Raw genomic sequence first — 20,071 nt, 5'->3', positions numbered from 1 at the left:
CAACCCTTCTTATAATAAGAGGATAAAGCAAATTATCAAGGATACTGGAAGTATTGAATATAGTGCAATCAGCTAAAAAACAGAACACCATTTACCGCCAGAAGCACTAAGGTCATGTTTATAAAACGTCCTGTTTTTTAGTTGATTTGACTATAAGAGGAATACCTATGAAATCTCCCATTACGCAAAAACTCTTAGCCATTTTTTTGCTTTGCTTAATATTTACCATTGCCTTGGCACTGATTTATCAGCTTACTTATGAACGAATGAACTATTTAGGCAATCTTAATCAAGTTGATGATTATCGTAGGATAATGCGCAGTATTAAATATGGTATGGTATTAGTCGGGTTTACCTTTGCCATATTCTTTTTATTTGAGCTGATTCGTGAATTAAAAATTCATCCTATTCAATATGGCTTGGTCGGCTCCGCATTAACCATTTTCTATCTATTATTACTTTCACTCAGCGAGCAAATTGGATTTAGCGCATCCTACATTATTGCATCTATCGCTTGTATTTCTCTCATTAGTTGGTATATGCAATATTCCTCAGGTGAAACCAATAGTTATCTCATTATTGGAGGGTTATTGTTATTTGGTTATAGTGTGATGTTTATCCTTATTAGATTAACAAAATACAATCTGCTTATTGGCTCTATTTTATTATTTATTGCCATTGCAACGACAATGTATCTCACGAGATATATCAATTGGTATGAGCTCTCTATTTACCATAAAAAAGCAAAAATAATAGAGAAAGAACAAATTTAAATCCTATTGTTAGGCAAATTAGGGTGAAATTAGCAATACTTTCATCCTAATCCAATATTTTATCTTCTAAAAATGGGAGAATTAAATCGCTATGCTGATTAATTGATGCTCCCAATATCGATTGTAGTTCTTCTTCTCTATAGCCTTTAAAAAGTAAATTCCAAGCCCCTTTATCATCATAAATATAAATCCCCTTATAGTCTTCATTAGGACGACGCATTTTCAGCCAATCAACAATCTTTTTGTCAATCAACTCAGGTTTTTTTACCACTTCCCAAAGCAACTCTATCGGGACTATCCAAGGATATTCTTGTAAAATCTGCCAAATTGCTAACCATTCTTGTAACTCTGATTGAGCTTGTTGCTTCGTCTTAGCTGGAAGAATAATAGGATTTTCTTTATCACTAAATCCCCAAATACTTTCCTGATACGCACCACTATATTGCCACAATAGATGATGTAATCGGAATCGTACTAAATGATAGGATTTTGCCTTACTAACAGATAAATTTATCCAAGGTTTATCTGGCGAGATAGGTAATTCTGCGTTTAAAACCCAATTTTCAAAATGAATTTGTTGCGGTTCTGTTTTTGTTAAGCCTGAAGCATGACTCATTTCAAGCAATTTTTCACGACGTTCATTTAAATGCTCTCGTTGCTGCTTACCATAAGCTTGACCAAATTGGTTCATCGGTAAATAAGGTTCGCGTAAAAAATGATTATATTTTTGCGTATCATCTAAGGTTGATAATAAACGCTGATTAATTTGCCAATTTTCTAAGCCATCTAATTCTAATGGTTCTATCGTCACTGGAGAGGCTGTATTTTTAAGCAAATTAATATTCTTATTTTTCAGATAAGTGCTTGCCGGTTTGAGAATTGCTGTTAATAGCTGAGAAAAGTTTTGCGTCTGACGTGGTATACCTTGTTGTTGCTGAACACTATTCGCCCACTCTAATCGATTGGCAATAAAAGGGATTTCTACCCATTGAGAGGAAGATTTATTTTGAAATTCTAACCGTGTTTTCTGTACCTTATACCAAAGCGGTGCTGGATGTGCGGCATTACTGTCAGGATGAAAAGGATCAGATTCGTGCGTAATGATAAATTTTTGATGTCCAAGCTGCTCTGTTAAATATTCTATCAATGTATGAACGGGCGCTGCAGGCAATCGAGCTTCATTATCCACAGGATCAACCGCATTGTAAAAAATCCAACAACTTTCTTGCGCATTTACAATAAGCGCTAAAAATGCACCTAACTCATCCTGCTCTCGATGGTTATCACCTGGTCTTGGAGTAGAAATTTCTATCAGATTATAGCGCTTATCATACGTCCGGCTTGGAAAGACATCGGCATCTGCGTTTAGAAAAACGATTAACTTATAAGGTAGCCCTTGTAAGGCACTTAATCGTCCAATCGTAATAACCCCACTAGGCTCAGAACTTGGCTGCTGACTGCTCAAACGGTCACTAATGGTATTTAACACAAAATCAAAAGGTAAAGGCAAAGTAATCCTTTCTCCTAATTGATATTTTAAATCTCTTAATAAATGCACGATAGACTGATAACCAGATGTATTCACCGCATACGAGAACTGTGTTTCTAGTCGCTCTTTTAACTTCTCTATCCACTCTAATGCGGGGCTTTCTTGTTGAAGCTGTGTTTGCGCTTCTCGAATATCCATTGCAAACTGACAAAGCACTTGTAACGCCGATAAATCATTACTACTCAATGGTTCAGCTGGAACAACTTCATCATTAAATATCTCCGCATCTGGCATGGTATAAGCAGCAACTAAACGATCTAAAGCATAAAGAAAGGTATAGCGATCATCGTCATCTTGATGATCTATTTGCGACTGTAAATGCTGTTGGTCAAACCCTCGTCTAAATCCAGCAGCAATTAATTTTTCACAGATAGATTGCATGGCTTCATGACTAATACCATACGCAGCACAAGTATCTTTTAAAAGTAGCCAATCACAAACCGTTTGTGAATCGAACGTACTATTCCATAAAGTGTAAATGCCTACTACCGATTGCCATAAATTTTCCGCTTCGGGCGTACTAATGCCTGTTATTCTCGCTGGCAAATAATAGCCATCATAATCACTATTCGCTGGAAACACAGACCGAATCATATCTTGATATTGGTCAGGATTAGGCATTACCACTAAAATATCGGATAATTTACGTTCACTATCTGCATTTAACCAACGCACCAATTCCCCACGTAAAACTTCTAATTGTCTTAATAAACCGTGACAAGCATGAATCCTCAAACTATCGTCTTCTACGGAAAGCAGCGGTTCTGCCCCTAATGTGGCTTCCTCACGCATATATCGAATATCCGCATGTAACCGACTTAATAAACTATCTGACTTCGCTGGTTGAAAAGGCAGATACTCAATATTTTCCGACCACTCTCTTTGCATTAACAATCGCTGAATATCGCGCTGCGTTTTTCCAAAACGAGAAACTAACGGATGCCCGCTGCTATATTCTTCTTGTTTGGCAAACGGTAAACTACGCAACCAATGATTATCCACAATATCGCTGAAATATTCATTACTTAAGCTATGATGAAATAAATAAACTTCTATATCTGAGGATAAAATCTCTAGAAAATTTAATATAGAAGCATTTAAAGAAAAAACACCAAATATAAATAAGCGTTGTGGCACAACCACTTTAGGTAAATTCTGAGTTTGCGCCGCTTGCGAAAAAATATCAAACATCTTTTCGCGTTTTAAATAAGCTTCAGAAAAACAAACTTGCCATAAAAATTGTTGAGCGACTAAAACCTGCCGATAATGCTCAATAAGCCAACTTGGTAAAGTAATAGAAGGCGATAGAAAATCTTCTAAACACCCACCCTTCCCCCGACTCCATTGACTTAACCATTCTGGGCGCATTTGCAAATAAGCAGTAAAAATTCGTGCGGTTTCTTTTGCATACGTCCATAATCGCTGCGTCACATGGCTTTTTTCTCGTGTGGTAATAAGGAATTGTAAAGTCAAAAATAAAGGATGATTTGGGTCATCTAAAATGTTATCTAAATGATTATTTAAATAAGCAAACACCGTCCAACGCATCACCGCATCAGACAAAGGAAAATCTGATGCGCCCGCTTGTGGGACAAGTTGCTCATAAACCTTTTCAATCAATGAACGCTCAAATTCAATCCAAAATGGATAATCCGTATGCGCACTAATCCCGACATGACGCGCTATTCTCTGCTCTAACCAATCTCTTGTCGCTAGGTTTGGCACAACAATCGTACTACGACTAAAAACATTATTGATTTGATTACATTCAATCTCAATCAGTTTATCTGCTAAAACCCGTAAATCAGGAGATTGGTAAAACTTCAACATTTTTCTATTGGCTCGCCATTCAATTTTAAAACTTCCCACTGCTCAGAAAACTCTCGCTCAGGATATATCGGTTTGCTGGGATAAGGTAAAGCGCGTTTTTTCCCTAACTTTGCTTTAATTTCTGACCAACGCCACAATCGAAACAAAGGGTGGGCATCAATACCAACATCCATTGCCGCACCATGAACTTGCAAACTTCCATGCGTATGCCCATATAAATGCCACGCGCCACGCTGTGCATTGCGCCACTGCATAATAGGATAATGACACATGACTAACTCTTGACCATCAATTTTTTCTTCATGATAAGGTCGGATAAAGCGGAAACGTTCTCTCAAATAAGGGTCATGAATCAGCTCATCATCATGATTACCGCTAATCAAGCAAATTTCCCCATTTAATTGTGCTAATAACTGAAAAGTTTCTGATAACCCGCCAAAAGAAACATCGCCCAAATGATAGACCCGATCGGTTTTTTTCACTTGCCGATTCCAAATTGTCACCATTGCTTGATTCATTTCATCAGGCGAAATAAAAGGACGATGACAGTATTTAATAATATTTCGATGAAAAAAATGCGTATCGGAGGTAAAGAATATCTGCATTGGTTTACCTCTTAAAAAAGAAATATCATAACATGTGCAAGCGTTCTACTTTTGCTATTCATTAAAAATAGTCGAAAAAAAAAGATTGATAAATTTTCGCCTTTTCGACCAAAGGTAATGGATAAGCTCTAGATGACGAAGGCAAACGATAAAACGCTAATTCACGCTGTTGCCAATAAATCCTACTTGGATGACCAATCGTCGGTTTACTCACCTTTTCAGAAAAAACAGATAATAGCGCATCTGTTGCCTTTTCTCCTGTTGTGACTACTGCCTGACAAAAAGGTAGCCTATTTAATAGACCTTTAATATCGCTAACCGTAACAATTTCAAGAAACTTATCAGAAGCATTGCCTTGTAATCGCCTTACCTGTTGCGCGACATCAAAAATCGCAATTCCTTTTTCTGCTAAAAATGTGCGAATAGCCATTTCCTTAAAAGATTTCCTATCTTCTGATAGAAAATAGAAAGGATCTTGAAAGAAAACAATCCCAAAAATTCTCCACATATCATTTTGCAAATTAGGATAATAAAAATTCATTTTCCAACGAATACGTGGCGGTGGGAAACTGCCTAGCATGAATACCTTTGCATTTTTTGGCAAAAATGGTTCTAAAGGATGATCTTCTATTTTCATTTCGGATATTTTTACTGTATTTATCGATATTTACCCTGAATATTAGTCATCCATCTCAAGGATTTTAAGCACCATTTGAGCAGAGCGTTTACCTGCATGCTCAATAAACGCTTCAAAACTCATATTTGCTTCTTGATTCGCATGGTCTGAAATGGCTCTGATAATAACAAAAGGAATATTCGCACAATAACAAACCTGCGCAATTGCGGCAGATTCCATCTCACAAGCGGAAACCTTAGGGAAAACCGTTGTTAATTCCTTTATTTTCTGCTTTGAACCGATAAAACTATCGCCAGAAATAATTAATCCCTCATGAATATACGCATTTTCAAAAACAGAAGCGGCTTGACTAGCAAGCGATAATAAACGCTTATCTGAGCTAAAATACAAAGGCATCTTAGGAACTTGTCCTTTTTCATAGCCAAAAGCCGTTACATCAACATCATGATGTGCAATTTCCTTTCCAATGACGATATCTCCGATATGTAAACCGTCTCCAATCCCGCCAGCACTTCCCGTATTAATTACTTGATTGGCAGAAAAAGCGTCTATCGCAATCGTTGTTGCCATTGCGGCATTTACCTTTCCAATACCTGATAGCGTTAAGACAACATTTTTACCTTTATAAACGCCTTGATAAAAAGTCAAACCATACTTTGTATCAGTTCGTATATTTTCAATCGTTTTCACTAAAGTATCTAATTCTTGTGGCATAGCGCCTATAATTGCCGTCGTAGTATTCATTCGTATCCTAAAAAAACTGTGTTCATCGCTAATCATAGCTAATAGCTAATGAATAGCAATATTTGTTCTTCTAACAATCAAGCCATATCTCTTACTAGCACCTTCTCAATAAACTTTTAATACTCTGATTTAATCAATAATAAAAACCGTAACCAATCTCGAAATAGACAAAGAAAATGAAATATCACTTACTTAAGAAAATGGTAGTGGTTTGAAAAGTATGCTGGAATATTATCAAGGCGCTAAACTGGCAAAGTGAGACTTTTACAAAAAAACATAAAATAGAGAAATTTCAATTTTTCAAATTTTGAAAATATATTAAAATCATGGTGTTAATTTTTCTACTAATAGCAAAAATTCGTGCGAAACGGAATTTTTGCAAAAGTCTCTGTATGTATTTTTCGGGAACCCTGCTATGTCTCTTACTCAAGCTAGCGAGAGTGATAGACTGGCAGTTGATAGAGCGTTGCCTAGTTGAGCAAAAAACCACATTAATAAGATTGAAAATTTTCGGAATCAGGTAAAGCGAGTGTTGAGAGTAAAGTATAAAGGGGTTGATTGCAAATCGTTCCCTTTATTTTTGAAGGAATGTGCGTTTTGGTTCAACTATGAGACACTGTCTCAGCAGCTTAAAATCCTACGGAAATGGTGTGAAATTTAATGCTAATCTACTTCATCCCCAAATAATATTCAAAGCTTACTTAGCTAATTGCAGCATCATCTGCTAATTCATGGTCACCAAGATCTTTGATTTCATGATTTTCACTATCCCATTTTGCACGCTCTTCTTCACTTGCTCTTGGACAAAACCAACCTGCAAAACCATAAAAAATGCCGATTATCGGAGATAACCAACAGGCAAAGCTTAATGGAATATACCAAAGATTTTCCATTTGTCCGCCATCAATAATTCCTAAACCTAGAGCGGTAATGCAAAAAGCCCCTCCCGCATTCCACGGAATGAGTGGACTCATTAAAGTGCCACCTTCCTCAAGACTACGCCCTAAATTAAGGGTAGAGTAGCCCATTCCGCGATACAGTGGAGAAAACATTCTGCCCGGTAGCGCTAAAGAAATATACGGATCTCCTGTAATCATATTGGTAAAAAATGCCGTTCCAGTAGCAGAGGCTTGTACACCCCCAAAAGATTTTACCCGATTGATTAAAGTATTGATAACCACTTCTAAACAGCCTGTTCGCTCTAAGGCACCACCAAATCCCAAAGCTAAAAGAATCAATGATATTGTCCACATCATTGATTGAATACCGCCCTTGTTTAATAACAAATCAATAGATTCAACACCAGTGTGAATTTTGTAACCATTTTGTGCATACTCAAACATATCAGAAACTGTTATCCCATCTTGGACAAAATATCCCACAATCATTCCAGACAGAACACCAATGAATAATGAAGGCAGAGGAGGTTTTTTCAAAATAGCTAGAATAAGCACAATTCCAGGCGGAATTAGTAGCCAAGGTGATAAAGTAAAGTGCGCTTGTAGCGTTTGTGAGATTTGCATAATTGCTTGAGCAGATTCATCACTTTCATGAGCCAATTGTCCACCCATTATCAAATAAATTAAAAAAGCTAAAACCATAGATGGGATAGTGGTTGGTAGCATATTTTTAATATGATCAAACACATTTGTCCCTGTTAAAGCTGGAGTTAAATTTGTTGTATCCGATAGCGGTGAAATTTTATCACCAAAGAAAGAGCCAGAAATAACTGCCCCTGCTGTCCAATACATTGGAATACCAAAGCCTGAGCCAATTCCCATTAAAGCCAAACCAATGGTTCCCACTGTTGCCCAACTTGCCCCTAAAGATAATGAAATAAAAGAACAAATGAGCATAGCTGCAGCGAGAAAGAATTTTGGATGAATCAAATTCAATCCATAATAAATCAGTGTAGGAACGGTTCCCGAAGCAATCCAAACGCCAATAATCATTCCGACCAGTACTAATACAGATAAAGATGGCATAGAAACATGAATCACATGAAACACACCCTGTCTTGTATCCATCCAAGACATCCCGCTATAAAGTCCGGTTAATCCAACAAAAGCAATTCCAAACATCAATGGAACATGAGGGGCAAAATTGCCAAAGACAAATAATTGTGTTGCCATTACGCCAATAGTTAACACTATAGGTAATAGAGCCAACCAAAGCGGTGGTAAAATACTATTATCAGTCGCTACGGTCGTATTTTGCATTTCAGATTTAACCATACATCGAGCATGACCGAGCATATTTTTTTCATAGGCATATGTGTTACCTGATTTTAATTAGAAAATTAAGTGATTATTTTAGTTCAGAAGATATATAAATTTTAGATAGTGATTTGAAAAGTATGCTGCAATATTATCAAATAATCCAATAGTAATTAAGCATTCAAATATCAATATATTAAAAGAAGTATTTTTTGTAAAAGTATGTTTAGCATACTTTTTTCAGAACGCTACCAAATTTTGTAAAAATATTATAAATTCAAATTGATTTTCATAAACTAAAAAAGCGTTAAAGCGCTTTTTTAAAAATATAAATAATATTTATTTTTTCTTGAAAAAGAAAGAAGCAATAGCTAAAATCAAAAATACAACAAATAGAATTTTGGCAATACCAGCTGCGCCAGCAGCAATACCCCCAAAACCAAAAACTGCTGCAATAATTGCAATGATAAAAAATACAACTGCATAATGTAACATTATTATTTTCTCCTAAATAAATTTATTTAAATGTTGTTAAACAACGTATTCATACTATCATTATTTAAATAAAATTCATTAAATAATAATAAATTTTAATTACAAAATAACAATCCATTTAAGCAAATTAAACTGAGCATGTAATAATATTACAATGTACTTTTTGGTTTAAAAGCAATGAGGATATTTATCCTCATTGCTTTTAAAAGATTAACTAATCATACCAACTATTCAAAAATTATAAAGGTAAACCATTAATCGTTGCGTGTCCTTTGTTATATTCTAAGTGCACAATATAGTTACCATTTTCTTTTTTTACATAAGGTCCTGCCATTTGCTCTGCCATTGGTGCCATACCCGTTGCCTGAACCAAAGATTCTGGAATCACTATATCAGCAATTGCTACCCCATTTTGTGCAAATAATTCCATTAGCATCTCAATATTATCATTTGCTAGCGCATTTTCAATTTGTGCTTTATCAATGGTTGCTTCTTTATCTAAAGCCAAATGTGCTTTTGCTGTTGCTTTACCCGATTGTGTATCAACAGCTAAATCAAGAGTTAAATCCGATTTGTTTTTCACAATATCACTGAGTCCAGCTACAACAATTTGATCCATATTTTCTAAAACCGTAGAATCTACTATTGTTCTTGCTTGTGGATTAAGCGCAAATTGTAAAGTATTAACCGCACGAATAGCATCTGCACTTGCATTATTGAAAGTAAAGATAAATTTTATTTCATTGATTTTAAGGTTTGGAATATGTCCAAATACCTCTAGAAAATCTGTGCGAGGTTTGGCAGAAAATTCAGTTTGTGTGTTATATAGCTCACCTTTCTTTTGTGTATTGATATTCGCATTTAATGAATCAAATTCAACTGACTGAGGAAGTCCTGAGCCTTCAATTTTGATATTATTCGCACTAATGCGCTGTTCACCTAAGAAATTGTTAATCGTATTATCATACGAAAGCTTAGTACCATTAAACTCTATATTCTCAATGACAAATTTTCCAGATTGAAAGCGACCACTATAATTGATTTCTATGGGCGTTGTTTTGGAAGCAACATTACCATCCTTATCTACTTTCATATCGCCTTTAAAAGGATTTAATATAATGGTTTCTTCATTATCTTTAATGGTTAATTGAGCAGAATCAAAACTACCGGTTGAAGCAATTAATAATTTATCAGCATTTAACTCTTTGCGGTTATATTCACCCGTTAAGTGAAAGCCTTGATATTGAATTCCTTCCCCTTTATTTTCGATAGAGATAGGGGTAATTTCAAACGATTGAACCGTTTTATCATCTTGGTAAAAATCGGTATTTGCACGGAAATGAGAGATAAGCTCTTTAACTTCTTTTGTTTCTTCTGGTGTCAAACCTATTTCAGTAAATAAAGCATTATCCACATCAAAAGTGGTTTCTACTCGAGCAATTTTTTTCTCTTTTTCAAGCGCATCAGCGTAGTTAATATAGTCTTTTAAGGTAACAACAATCGGTTTTTCGAAATGTCCGTCAAAATAAATAGGATTTAAATCCAGCGTCATTTTGCGCGTTGCAGTCGCTTCTTGTGCGCCTTTTTGATAGTCATCAACAGAAAAGCTAACTTTATTAAAAATTGGGCTGGTTGCTAAAGACCTAGACATCACCACATCGCTATATTGTGCCATTTGACGATAAGCCTCTTCTGCTGCATTGGCCTGTTTTTCGCCAGTGAGCTTATCTCCACATGCTGTTAAGGCAAGCAACATTGCTGCCGAAAGTAAGGTTTTCTTTAACATTTTATTCTCCAAATGGGTTAAATGTTAAATTGTAACAAGTTTTTATTTACTCTATAGTGTTTTTTGCTTCTAGAGTTGGCGAATATTGCGTAAGAACGCGCGCGTTCTAGGGTGTGTAGAATATTCAAATAATTGCTCTGGTGAACCTTGTTCAACGATATTGCCATGCTCCATTAAAATGACTTGGTCAGCGACTTCGCGCGCAAACTGGATTTCATGGGTCACAACAACCATGGTTTGCCCCTCGTCTGCTAATCCTTTCATTAAATCCAGCATGCCTTGGATAAGCTCTGGATCAAGGGCAGAGGTTGGTTCATCAAAAAGTATCCATTCAGGTGCAATGGCTAATGCGCGTGCAATACCCACGCGTTGCTGCTGTCCACCAGAAAGTTGATAAGGATATAAACTAGCTTTTTCTGCCAATCCCACTTTTTTTAGTAATTGATGCGCTTTTTCTTCGGCTTGTTGTTTAGGCATTTTTTGGACGACAACAGGACCTTCCATAATATTTTCTAACGCTGTTTTATGTGGAAAAAGATTATAGGATTGGAAAACCATTGCACTTTTGCGTCTTAGAGCAAGCAATTGTTGACGACTGATTTTCTGAGAAAAATCGACAGATAAAGAGCCATCATTAAAAATAATCGTCCCTTCTTCTGGCGTTTCCAATGCGTTTAAACACCGCAAAAAAGTGGTTTTCCCTGAACCCGATGGTCCAAGAATTACAGTGACTTCTCCTTTTTTAATCGTCAAATCTACGCCATTTAAAACGACCTGCTGATGAAAACGTTTATGGATATTTTTTATTTCGACTAATGTTGTATTATTTGGCGATATAGCGGTCAAAATATTTCTCCAATCGCATTTGAATAAGATTTAATAAAAAGCAAATGACCCAGTAAAATAGCGCTGCTTCGGTATAAACCAATAAGAATTCGTAGGTCCGAGAAGCAATGATATTGGCTTGACGCATCATTTCAGGAACTAGAACCACTGAAGCTAACGATGTTTCTTTAACTAAGCCAATAAAGTTATTGGATAATGGCGGAATAGCCACTCGCAAAGCTTGCGGTAAAATAATTCGCATCAAGGTTTGTCTATTATCCATCCCAATAGTGTAGCCCGCTTCCCATTGTCCTTTAGGAATAGAAAGAATAGCCGCTCGGATAATTTCTGAACCATAGGCAGTAGTATTGAGGGAAAAAGCAATAATCGCGGTAGGAAATGGATCTAAGGTAATACCAATATTGGGTAGCGCATAAAAAATAATAAATAATTGCGCTAGCATCGGCGTGCCACGAATAATGGAAATGTAAATTGTCGCTAAACGATAAGCAATCAAATGCCAAATATGTTTAGGACGCCCAATTCTAGGTAAGGCTAAGAGAAAAGCAAAGATTAAGCCAATAATAAAGCTAATTAAAGTAAGTGGCAGGGTAAACTGCCACAAACCTTTGAATAACGGCCCTGCCGCTTCTATAGCGATTTTTGCCTTAGCAGCATCCATCCAAGGTAAAGCCACTAAAAAATCTGTTAACACAAAAGCTCCTTACATATTGAAGTCATTTAAGATTATGGCTGACTTACGTCCTCGCCAAAAAATTGTTCCGATAATTGTTTTAATACCCCTTCTTCACGTAACTCTGCTAATGCTTTGTTAAACTTTTCTATAGTTGCTTCATTACCTTTATTAAAAACAAAACCGCTACCAATTTGTTGTTCTTTTGGCACACGCAAAGCAATAGTCAAGGGGGCATCAGGATGTTTCTTAATAAAGTCTAGCACAGCTAAACGATCATTCATCGTAATATCTGCACGTTTTTGAAGTAATAGCTGCAAAGATTGCGCCAATCCGTCAACACCAACAATCTCCGCACCATACTTTCTTGCCATTTCACCGTAGTTAGAAGTGAAAGATTGGGCCGCTTTTAGTCCTTTAATATCTTCCCACTGGTGCACGCGATCATCATTTTTTCGGGTAACGGCAACGGCACCGGAATAACTATAGCGGTCAGTAATATCATATTTTGCGCGTCTTTCAGGTGAAGTCAGTCCTACTTGATTTGCGACTAAATCAAAACGGTTACTGTTTAGCCCTGCTAACATCGCATCCCACTGGGTTTCTTTAAACTCTGGCGTTACGCCCAATTTTTTTGCAACCGCGCGCGCTACCTCTACATCGTAACCTGTTAAATGACCATTCTCATCGTGAAAAGTAAATGGTGCATATGTTCCTTCCGTTCCGATAGTAATCGTGTCTTTTTCAGCGATGCGTTTTTCTAAGTTTTCTGTGGCAGCGTCAGCTGCAAAAGCAGAATGATTAACTGCGACTAAAGCCAATAAAGCAGATAATTTGAGAAAATGACGTTTTTGCATAAAACCTCCAGATGAAAACACGTAGTCTAGCAATCTCATATTTTTTTGAGAAAGAACATTTTTGACGGTTGTTATAACTGGTCGTTATAAGAATTTTCATTAGGTTTTTCTCTCAAATGGTTAAACTCTGATACATTTATCGTTATCATAGCCTTTTCTGCCTAAAGGAGAGTCTCATGATTGTATTTATTACTGGTGCGAGCGCCGGATTTGGTGCAGCACTTGCAAAACAAATGGTTGAAAAAGGGCATAAAGTGATTGGTACGGCTCGCCGTGTAGAAAAATTAGCAGCTTTGCAAAAGCAATTAGGCGAAAATTTTTTTCCTTTGCCATTTGATATTTGCGATATTGATGCTGGAAGTACTGCTATTGATAGCCTTCCTAAAGCGTGGCAAGAAATAGATGTCTTAGTTAATAATGCTGGATTAGCCTTAGGCGTTGGACCTGCGTATGAAAGCCATTTAGAAGATTGGCTAAAAATGATTGATACCAATATTCGTGGATTAGTTGCGATTACCCATAAAATCCTACCTGGTATGGTTGCACGCAATCGCGGACATATCATCAATCTATCCTCTATTGCAGGCTCTCACCCTTATCCGGGCGGAAACGTTTACGGTGGGACAAAGGCTTTTGTTACCCAATTTAGTCGCAATTTACGGGCAGATTTATTTGGTAAAAATATCCGCGTGACCAATATTGAGCCTGGTGTGATTGGTGGCACTGAATTTTCTAATGTCCGCTATTACGGCGATGACCAAGCGGCTGCTAAGGTTTATGACGGTTTTGAAAATATGACGGGCGAAGACGTTGCCAACATTATTCTTTGGTGTGCAGAGTTACCAGCGCATATCAATATCAATCGTTTAGAAGTGATGCCAACCGCACAAACTTTTGCGGGTTTAACCGTTGCTAAAAAAGTTTAATAAATGGCGCTAGCAACCGTTTATTCACGCGCACCGCTTAGCTTAAAAGCAGAATTGGTGCGCGTAGAAGTCAATTTGTCCGCAGGATTTCCAACACTCACACTAGTGGGCTTACCAGAAAAAGCGGTAAAAGAAAGTAAAGACAGAGTCCGCGCAGCGATTGAAAACAGCGGTTTCACTTTTCCACAAAAACACATTACCATCAATCTTGCCCCTGCCGATTTACCCAAAGACGGCGCCCGCTATGATTTAGCCATTGCCTTAGGCATTTTAGCGGCCAGCGAACAAATTCCAGAAACCGCGTTAGCGCCATACGAATGGCATGGTGAATTGGCACTTTCTGGTGAAATACGCCCAGTTAGTGGTATTCTGCCTTGTGCTTTAGCTGCCAAACAAGCCAGCAGACAAATTGTCGTTCCCCTAGATAACGCGACTGAAGCAGCGTTAGCGGATAACCATAATTTCCGTAGCACAGATACCTTACTAACCATCGCCAGTATTTTGCACGGACAATCACAATGGGTATTTCCGCCTCCTACTCAAGCAACGGCGCCCCATTATCCTGATTACCAAGACGTTATCGGACAACACGAAGCCAAACGCGCCTTACTGATTGCCGCTGCTGGAGGTCATCATTTATTGATGAGCGGTCCACCTGGAACAGGAAAGTCCATGCTTGAGCAACGATTTGCCGGAATTTTACCGCCAATGACAAACGAAGAAGCACTTGAAACTGCTGCGCTACAGTCTATCAGCCAGCAAGGATTTTCTCCGCAAAATTGGCAAATGCGCCCCTACCGTGCGCCACACCACAGTAGCTCAGCCGCTGCTTTAGTCGGTGGCGGTTCCTTACCCAAACCGGGAGAAATCTCTCTTGCGCATAATGGCATTTTATTTTTAGATGAATTACCTGAATTTGATCGGCGTGTATTAGAAATGCTGCGCGAACCGTTAGAAAACGGACATATCAGTTTATCCCGCGCAGCACTCAAAGCAGATTACCCTGCCAGATTTCAGCTAATAGCCGCAATGAACCCTTGTCCTTGTGGCTATTATGGCGATCCGCAACATCCTTGCACCGATACGCCCGATCAAATCGCTCGTTATCGCCAAAAAATTAGCGGACCTTTACTAGATAGAATTGACCTACATCTCACCATTGCTCGCTTAACGCCTCGAGAATTAAGAGAAGCCCATCAAAGCGAACAAACCAGTGAGCATTTAAGCGCATTAGCCACACAGGCTCGCCAACGCCAACTTTCTCGACAAGGGAAATCCAATGCGCGGTTAACCGCTCAAGAATTATCGAACATAATTCAAGCCGACTCTGCTGTCTATACGCTTTTAGATAAAGCAGCTGAAAAAATGCATTTATCCATGCGCAGTTACCATCGTCTATTAAAAGTCGCGCGCACCATTGCTGATCTTGCAGATAGCGATACCATTCACCCAGCCCACGCCGCCGAAGCCCTTCAATATCGCAGTTGGAAATAATGCACATTCAGCAACTCACCATCGAAAACTTTCGCAACCTTGCGACACAAACCTTAAACTTTCATCCGCAACAAAACTACATTAGCGGATGTAATGGCAGCGGCAAAACCGCCTTATTAGAAGCACTCTATAGCTTAGGACGAGGCAAATCTTTTCGAGAAACCCAAACACGCCATATCATTGCGCATCAAAAAGATTTTTATCGCTTAATTGCCAAAATTATTGATGATAAAGCGGAGCATCTCTTAGGGATAGAACGTCAAACACGCGATTACCGTATTCGATTAGATGGTGAAAACCTATCTGGATTAAGTGCATTAGCCGATTTACTTCCTATTCAAATGCTCAACAGTGACCATTTTGCCCTCATTGACCAAGGACCTGAACATCGTCGACGCTTTACTGACTATGGACTTTTTTATCAAGACAGCCGTTTTCTACCTGCGTGGCAGCGCTATCAATATGCCCTTAAAAATCGAAATGCGGCTTTGCGTGACAATTGGCCAGATGAACATATTCGTCCTTGGCATCATCAGCTTAGCCAAACTGCTCAGCTCATCGACCAATTGCGTCAAATCTATTTAAATGATCTTGAAGCCCGTTTAAATTACTACCATGCTGAACTGGGCGGATTAGAAACCTTAAATATTCGCTATCACCGTGGCTGGGCACAAGATAAAACGCTAGAAGAATTACTGATTCAACATTTGCCTAGAGATCGCCAGCTCAAACATACTCGCGACGGCATTCATCGCGCAGAATGGCGCATCTATGCACAAGAACAAGACATTGCTCACTACTTTTCGCGCGGACAACAAAAAACCTTATTATGCGCGCTCATTTTGGCGCAAAATCAAGTCATTCAAGAAAGCAGTGGAAAGCAGCCTATTATTCTCATTGATGACATTACTGCCGAACTTGACCCAAAGCGTCGGGAATTACTCCTCCAATTTCTTACTGACAGTGGCGCACAACTCTTTATCACCAGTATCGAAGCATTGGATACCCCTAAAAATAGACAACATTTTTTCATCCAAGCAGGACAACTCACACCACAATCGTAAACTTCAGCCAAAATACGGTAAAATAAAACTTTTTATTTTGAGGCAAATATGAGTAAACGACGAATTCTAGTCACTAGTGCGCTACCTTATGCCAACGGCGCCATTCACTTAGGGCATATGGTCGAATATATCCAAACCGATATTTGGGTTCGCTTTCAACAACATATTGGCAACGAGTGTCATTACGTTTGCGCAGATGATGCACACGGCACGCCCATTATGCTGCGCGCAGAAAAAGAAGGAATTACGCCTCAACAACTGATTGACAAAACCAAAGCTGAACATCATCGCGATTTTTCAGGATTTCTGGTCAACCACCACCAATTTCATAGCACACATAGCGACGAAAACCGCGAACTCACTGCTGCCATTTATCAAACCTTATCAGAGTACGGTTATATCTTGAAAAAAACCATTTCTCAAGCCTATGACCCTGAAAAAGAAATGTTTTTACCTGATCGTTTTGTTAAAGGCGAATGCCCTAAATGCCATGCAAAAGACCAATATGGCGATAACTGCGAAGTTTGTGGGACAACCTACTCTCCTACCGATTTAATCGCCCCCTACTCCGTTATTTCAGGCGCAACCCCCATCAAAAAAGACAGTGAGCATTATTTCTTTGACCTACCGCAATTTGAAAGTTTCCTAAAAGACTGGCTAGCACAAGCAGACTTACAAGAAACCATGCGCAATAAACTCGCTGAATGGTTTGTGGCTGGCTTACAACCTTGGGATATCTCTCGTGATGCACCTTATTGGGGTTTTGAAATTCCAAATGCACCCGGCAAATACTTCTATGTTTGGCTAGATGCGCCAGTCGGTTATATGGCGAGCTTTAAAGCACTATGCGAGCGAGAAGGCATCAACTTTGATGACTTCTGGAAAGAAAATCCCGAAACAGAGCTTTACCACTTTATCGGCAAAGATATTGCCTACTTTCACATGCTTTTTTGGCCAGCAATGCTAAAAGGCAGCGGTTATCGCCAACCCACTGGCGTAAACTGCCACGGCTTTTTAACCGTTGATGGCGAAAAAATGAGTAAATCGCGCGGAACCTTTATTAAAGCCGAAACCTATTTAAAACATCTACGCCCAGAATATCTGCGCTACTATTTTGCGACGAAACTTTCCTCAAAAGTAGAAGACATTGACCTTAACCTTGCGGACTTCCGCCAAAAAGTGAACAGCGATTTAGTGGGTAAATTAGTCAATTTAGCCAGCCGCTGTGCGCCTTTCTTGAAAAAACATGCGGATAACCGCCTAAGCGAACAATTAACAGACAATCAACTATTCATGCGCTTTGCTGAGCAAGCAGACCATTTAGCGGCTTTATATGAAGCACGCGAATACGGACAAGCCATTCGCGAAATCATGCGCCTCGCTGATGCTGCAAATGAATATATTGATGCTAAAAAACCTTGGGTCATCGCAAAAGAAGAAGGTCGCGCCCAAGACGTGCAAGCCATTGCCACCATTGGCTTAAACGCGTTCCGTCAACTCATTATTTATCTCAAACCCGTCTTACCGCAAGTTGCACAAGACGTGGAAGACTTCTTACAAATTGCTCCCCTCACTTGGCAAGACGCGCAAACGCCATTAGTCGCGCACAGCATTGGCAACTTTACACCGCTTATGCAACGTATCGAAGAAAAAGCGATTGCAGCTATTATTGAAGACAGCAAAGAAGATTTAAAAGAAGAAGCACAACTGGGTAAAAAAGAAGAAAAATCAAAGGATAAAAAAACGATGACTGAAACCGTATCCACAGATGAAATTAACATTGATGATTTTGCGAAATTAGATATTCGCATTGCTAAAGTCATTAGCTGTGAAGCCATTCCAGAGGCAGATAAACTGCTCAAATTCAAGCTAGATGTTGGCGAGCTGGGCGAACGACAAGTTTTTTCAGGTATCAAAAAATACCACACACCAGAAGAGCTAGAAGGTCAATTAGTCGTATATTTAGCCAATCTAAAACCAAGGAAAATGCGCTTTGGCATTAGTGAAGGCATGATTCTTTCTGCGAGCGGCAATGAAACCCTACAAGTTTTATTAGCCAGTGGACGCGCACAAGCCGGCATGAAAGTGAGCTAGTGGACAGTTTTCAATCCTTTCCTAAACCTATTCAACGGCAGATAGCAACATTAGCCGAAGCCGCTAATGTTTATCTGCCGAGTGGAACAGATAAAATAATACTTTATCCCAATCCACTATCTACTCATGCCAGCTTAATTGGATTTATTGCTTGGCGACAAATTGACGAAACAGAAGCGGAATTACTCGCCATTGCTGTTCATTCCGCCCAACGCCAAAAAGGCATTGGGCGATTGCTATTAGAAAATCTCCTTCATCACTGTAAACTTATCGCTGTTAAACAGCTTTTCTTAGAAGTCAGAAAAAGCAACCTTGCCGCACAAACCTTATATCATCATCAGGGGTTTACCATAGTTGGCACACGGAAAAACTATTATTTATGTGATCAAGGATTTGAAGATGCTTATGTGATGAAAAGGACTTTTTTATGACTCAACTATTTACGCTTAACGAAGCCATGCCCGTTTTAACTTGGCTAAAACGCAACACCCCTTTAATTCATTGCCTAACCAACACTGTTTCTATGAACTTTGTTGCAAACACACTACTAGCAGTCGGTGCCTCTCCCTCTATGGTCGCTGCTTGGCAAGAAATAGGCGATTTTACTCTAGTAGCAGATAACCTTATGGTGAATGTCGGGTCCTTAACAGATGCCCGATTACGCGGAATTTCTATGGGCGTGCAAACAGCGCATGAAAATGGAAAACCTTGGGTACTGGACCCTGCTGCCGTCAGCGACAAACTCTCTTATCGCAGCTCTTTCGCAAGAGAATTATTGCGTTATTACCCAGCTGTGATTCGTGGTAACGCGGCAGAAATCTTATACCTTGCAGGTGAAAAATCCCGAAACAGAGGGGCTGATAGCTTAAACGACTCAAATGAAGCAATAGGTGCCGCCCAAATGCTTGCTCAGCGCCAAAATGCGATTGTCGTTGTTAGCGACGAAAGTGACTATATAGTGCAATCATCTAAAACTCAACCCAATCCAAAGCAGATAAAAGAATAAAGTATCAATACAATCCATCCGCCATTCTTTGCGTATTTGCTTAATCCAAGCCCACATCTTTTCAATAGGATTTAAGTCTGGACTATAAGGGGGTAACCAAACTATCTCATGCCCATGCTCTTCAATGATTGCTTGAATATCACTGCGTTTATGAAAAGCGGCATTGTCCATGACAATTACACTGTTTTTAGGTAACTCAGGTAACAGTGCTTCTCTCACCCAATGAGAGAAAATATCGCTGTTAATAGAACCATCATATAAGCGTAAGGCAAACAATTCTCCATTGATAATGGCTCCAATCGCATTGCTCTGGTTCTTTAAATGCCAGTTATCACTTCCATGACAAACTTGTCCTTTTGTGCTGTAGCCATAAGGTCTATGATCAAAGGCTTTAAAACCACATTCATCAAGATAGACTATCGGTTTGTCTTGAGCGGTCTTATCCACTATTTGTTCTTGAAAGTGTTCTCTTTTCT

18 protein-coding genes and 1 pseudogene are annotated in these 20,071 nt (G+C 38.8%); 8 read left to right on the top strand and 11 right to left on the bottom strand.

Features of this window, described 5'->3' with window-relative positions; all coding sequences use genetic code 11:
- Positions 1-167 precede the first annotated feature (167 nt).
- A complete protein-coding gene (locus tag A5N85_RS01465) occupies positions 168-773 on the top strand; it encodes an inner membrane CreD family protein (RefSeq protein ID WP_084601520.1) in 606 nt (201 codons plus the stop codon).
- A gap of 46 nt (positions 774-819) precedes the next feature.
- Here A5N85_RS01465 and A5N85_RS01460 read toward each other — a convergent pair whose 3' ends face one another.
- The 4 genes from A5N85_RS01460 to A5N85_RS01445 form a co-directional block, all read right to left on the bottom strand.
- Complete coding sequence (locus A5N85_RS01460; RefSeq protein ID WP_072575631.1) at positions 820-4,152, bottom strand: exodeoxyribonuclease V subunit gamma; 3,333 nt, start codon at positions 4,150-4,152, stop codon at positions 820-822.
- Positions 4,146-4,757 (bottom strand): metallophosphoesterase family protein, encoded by a 612-nt coding sequence (locus A5N85_RS01455; RefSeq protein ID WP_072575630.1) that lies wholly within the window; start codon positions 4,755-4,757, stop codon positions 4,146-4,148. The genes A5N85_RS01460 and A5N85_RS01455 overlap by 7 nt, the downstream gene beginning before the upstream one ends.
- Before the next feature lie 61 nt (positions 4,758-4,818).
- A complete protein-coding gene (locus A5N85_RS01450) occupies positions 4,819-5,394 on the bottom strand; it encodes a uracil-DNA glycosylase family protein (protein ID WP_072575629.1) in 576 nt (191 codons plus the stop codon).
- Positions 5,395-5,436: 42 nt separating this feature from the next.
- A complete protein-coding gene (locus tag A5N85_RS01445; protein WP_072575628.1) occupies positions 5,437-6,138 on the bottom strand; it encodes a 5'-methylthioadenosine/adenosylhomocysteine nucleosidase in 702 nt (233 codons plus the stop codon).
- A 481-nt stretch (positions 6,139-6,619) separates the two neighbouring features.
- Here A5N85_RS01445 and A5N85_RS01440 point away from each other — a divergent pair.
- Positions 6,620-6,799 (top strand): annotated as a pseudogene (locus A5N85_RS01440) (IS1595 family transposase); the annotation flags it as partial.
- Between the two features lie 40 nt (positions 6,800-6,839).
- Here the strand turns inward: A5N85_RS01440 and nhaC are convergent.
- From nhaC to A5N85_RS01410, 6 genes are all read right to left on the bottom strand, one after another.
- Entirely contained in the window at positions 6,840-8,357 is a 1,518-nt protein-coding gene (gene nhaC / locus A5N85_RS01435) for a Na+/H+ antiporter NhaC (protein WP_072575635.1), read from the bottom strand.
- A gap of 336 nt (positions 8,358-8,693) precedes the next feature.
- Positions 8,694-8,849, bottom strand: a complete 156-nt coding sequence (locus A5N85_RS01430) for a DUF1328 domain-containing protein (RefSeq protein WP_072575627.1) — start codon at positions 8,847-8,849, stop codon at positions 8,694-8,696.
- 238 nt (positions 8,850-9,087) lie between these two features.
- Positions 9,088-10,635: a DUF945 family protein gene (locus A5N85_RS01425; RefSeq protein WP_072575626.1), complete on the bottom strand. Its 1,548-nt coding sequence runs from the start codon at positions 10,633-10,635 to the stop codon at positions 9,088-9,090.
- Positions 10,636-10,704: 69 nt separating this feature from the next.
- Positions 10,705-11,472, bottom strand: coding sequence for an ATP-binding cassette domain-containing protein (locus A5N85_RS01420; RefSeq protein WP_072575633.1), 768 nt, complete (start codon positions 11,470-11,472; stop codon positions 10,705-10,707).
- Positions 11,459-12,142: an ABC transporter permease subunit gene (locus A5N85_RS01415; protein ID WP_072575634.1), complete on the bottom strand. Its 684-nt coding sequence runs from the start codon at positions 12,140-12,142 to the stop codon at positions 11,459-11,461. Before A5N85_RS01415 ends, A5N85_RS01420 begins: the two co-directional genes overlap by 14 nt.
- Before the next feature lie 65 nt (positions 12,143-12,207).
- Positions 12,208-13,011: an amino acid ABC transporter substrate-binding protein gene (locus A5N85_RS01410; protein ID WP_072575625.1), complete on the bottom strand. Its 804-nt coding sequence runs from the start codon at positions 13,009-13,011 to the stop codon at positions 12,208-12,210.
- Positions 13,012-13,187: 176 nt separating this feature from the next.
- Here A5N85_RS01410 and A5N85_RS01405 point away from each other — a divergent pair, with 176 nt between their 5' ends.
- Genes A5N85_RS01405 through thiM form a run of 6 tightly spaced genes read left to right on the top strand, consistent with a single transcriptional unit; the run spans position 13,188 to position 19,595 of the window.
- Complete coding sequence (locus A5N85_RS01405) at positions 13,188-13,937, top strand: SDR family oxidoreductase (protein WP_072575624.1); 750 nt, start codon at positions 13,188-13,190, stop codon at positions 13,935-13,937.
- A gap of 3 nt (positions 13,938-13,940) precedes the next feature.
- Positions 13,941-15,431, top strand: coding sequence for a YifB family Mg chelatase-like AAA ATPase (locus tag A5N85_RS01400; protein WP_072575623.1), 1,491 nt, complete (start codon positions 13,941-13,943; stop codon positions 15,429-15,431).
- Positions 15,431-16,495, top strand: a complete 1,065-nt coding sequence (gene recF, locus A5N85_RS01395) for a DNA replication/repair protein RecF (RefSeq protein WP_072575622.1) — start codon at positions 15,431-15,433, stop codon at positions 16,493-16,495. Before A5N85_RS01400 ends, recF begins: the two co-directional genes overlap by 1 nt.
- Positions 16,496-16,543: 48 nt before the next feature.
- The gene (metG, locus tag A5N85_RS01390; RefSeq protein ID WP_072575621.1) at positions 16,544-18,589 is read left to right on the top strand and encodes a methionine--tRNA ligase; all 2,046 of its coding nucleotides are present in this window, start codon (positions 16,544-16,546) and stop codon (positions 18,587-18,589) included.
- A complete protein-coding gene (rimI, locus tag A5N85_RS01385; protein ID WP_072575620.1) occupies positions 18,589-19,020 on the top strand; it encodes a ribosomal protein S18-alanine N-acetyltransferase in 432 nt (143 codons plus the stop codon). Before metG ends, rimI begins: the two co-directional genes overlap by 1 nt.
- Positions 19,017-19,595 (top strand): hydroxyethylthiazole kinase, encoded by a 579-nt coding sequence (gene thiM, locus A5N85_RS01380; protein ID WP_072575619.1) that lies wholly within the window; start codon positions 19,017-19,019, stop codon positions 19,593-19,595. Before rimI ends, thiM begins: the two co-directional genes overlap by 4 nt.
- Here the strand turns inward: thiM and A5N85_RS01375 are convergent.
- A partial coding sequence (locus A5N85_RS01375; protein WP_143143146.1) for an IS630 family transposase occupies positions 19,554-20,071 on the bottom strand: 518 nt, incomplete at its 5' end. The genes thiM and A5N85_RS01375 overlap by 42 nt on opposite strands.

Origin of the sequence: Suttonella ornithocola (assembly GCF_001889065.1) — a bacterium.
GTDB classification, from domain to species: Bacteria; Pseudomonadota; Gammaproteobacteria; order Cardiobacteriales; family Cardiobacteriaceae; genus Suttonella_A; species Suttonella_A ornithocola.
This window is presented reverse-complemented; position numbering and strand designations above follow the sequence as displayed.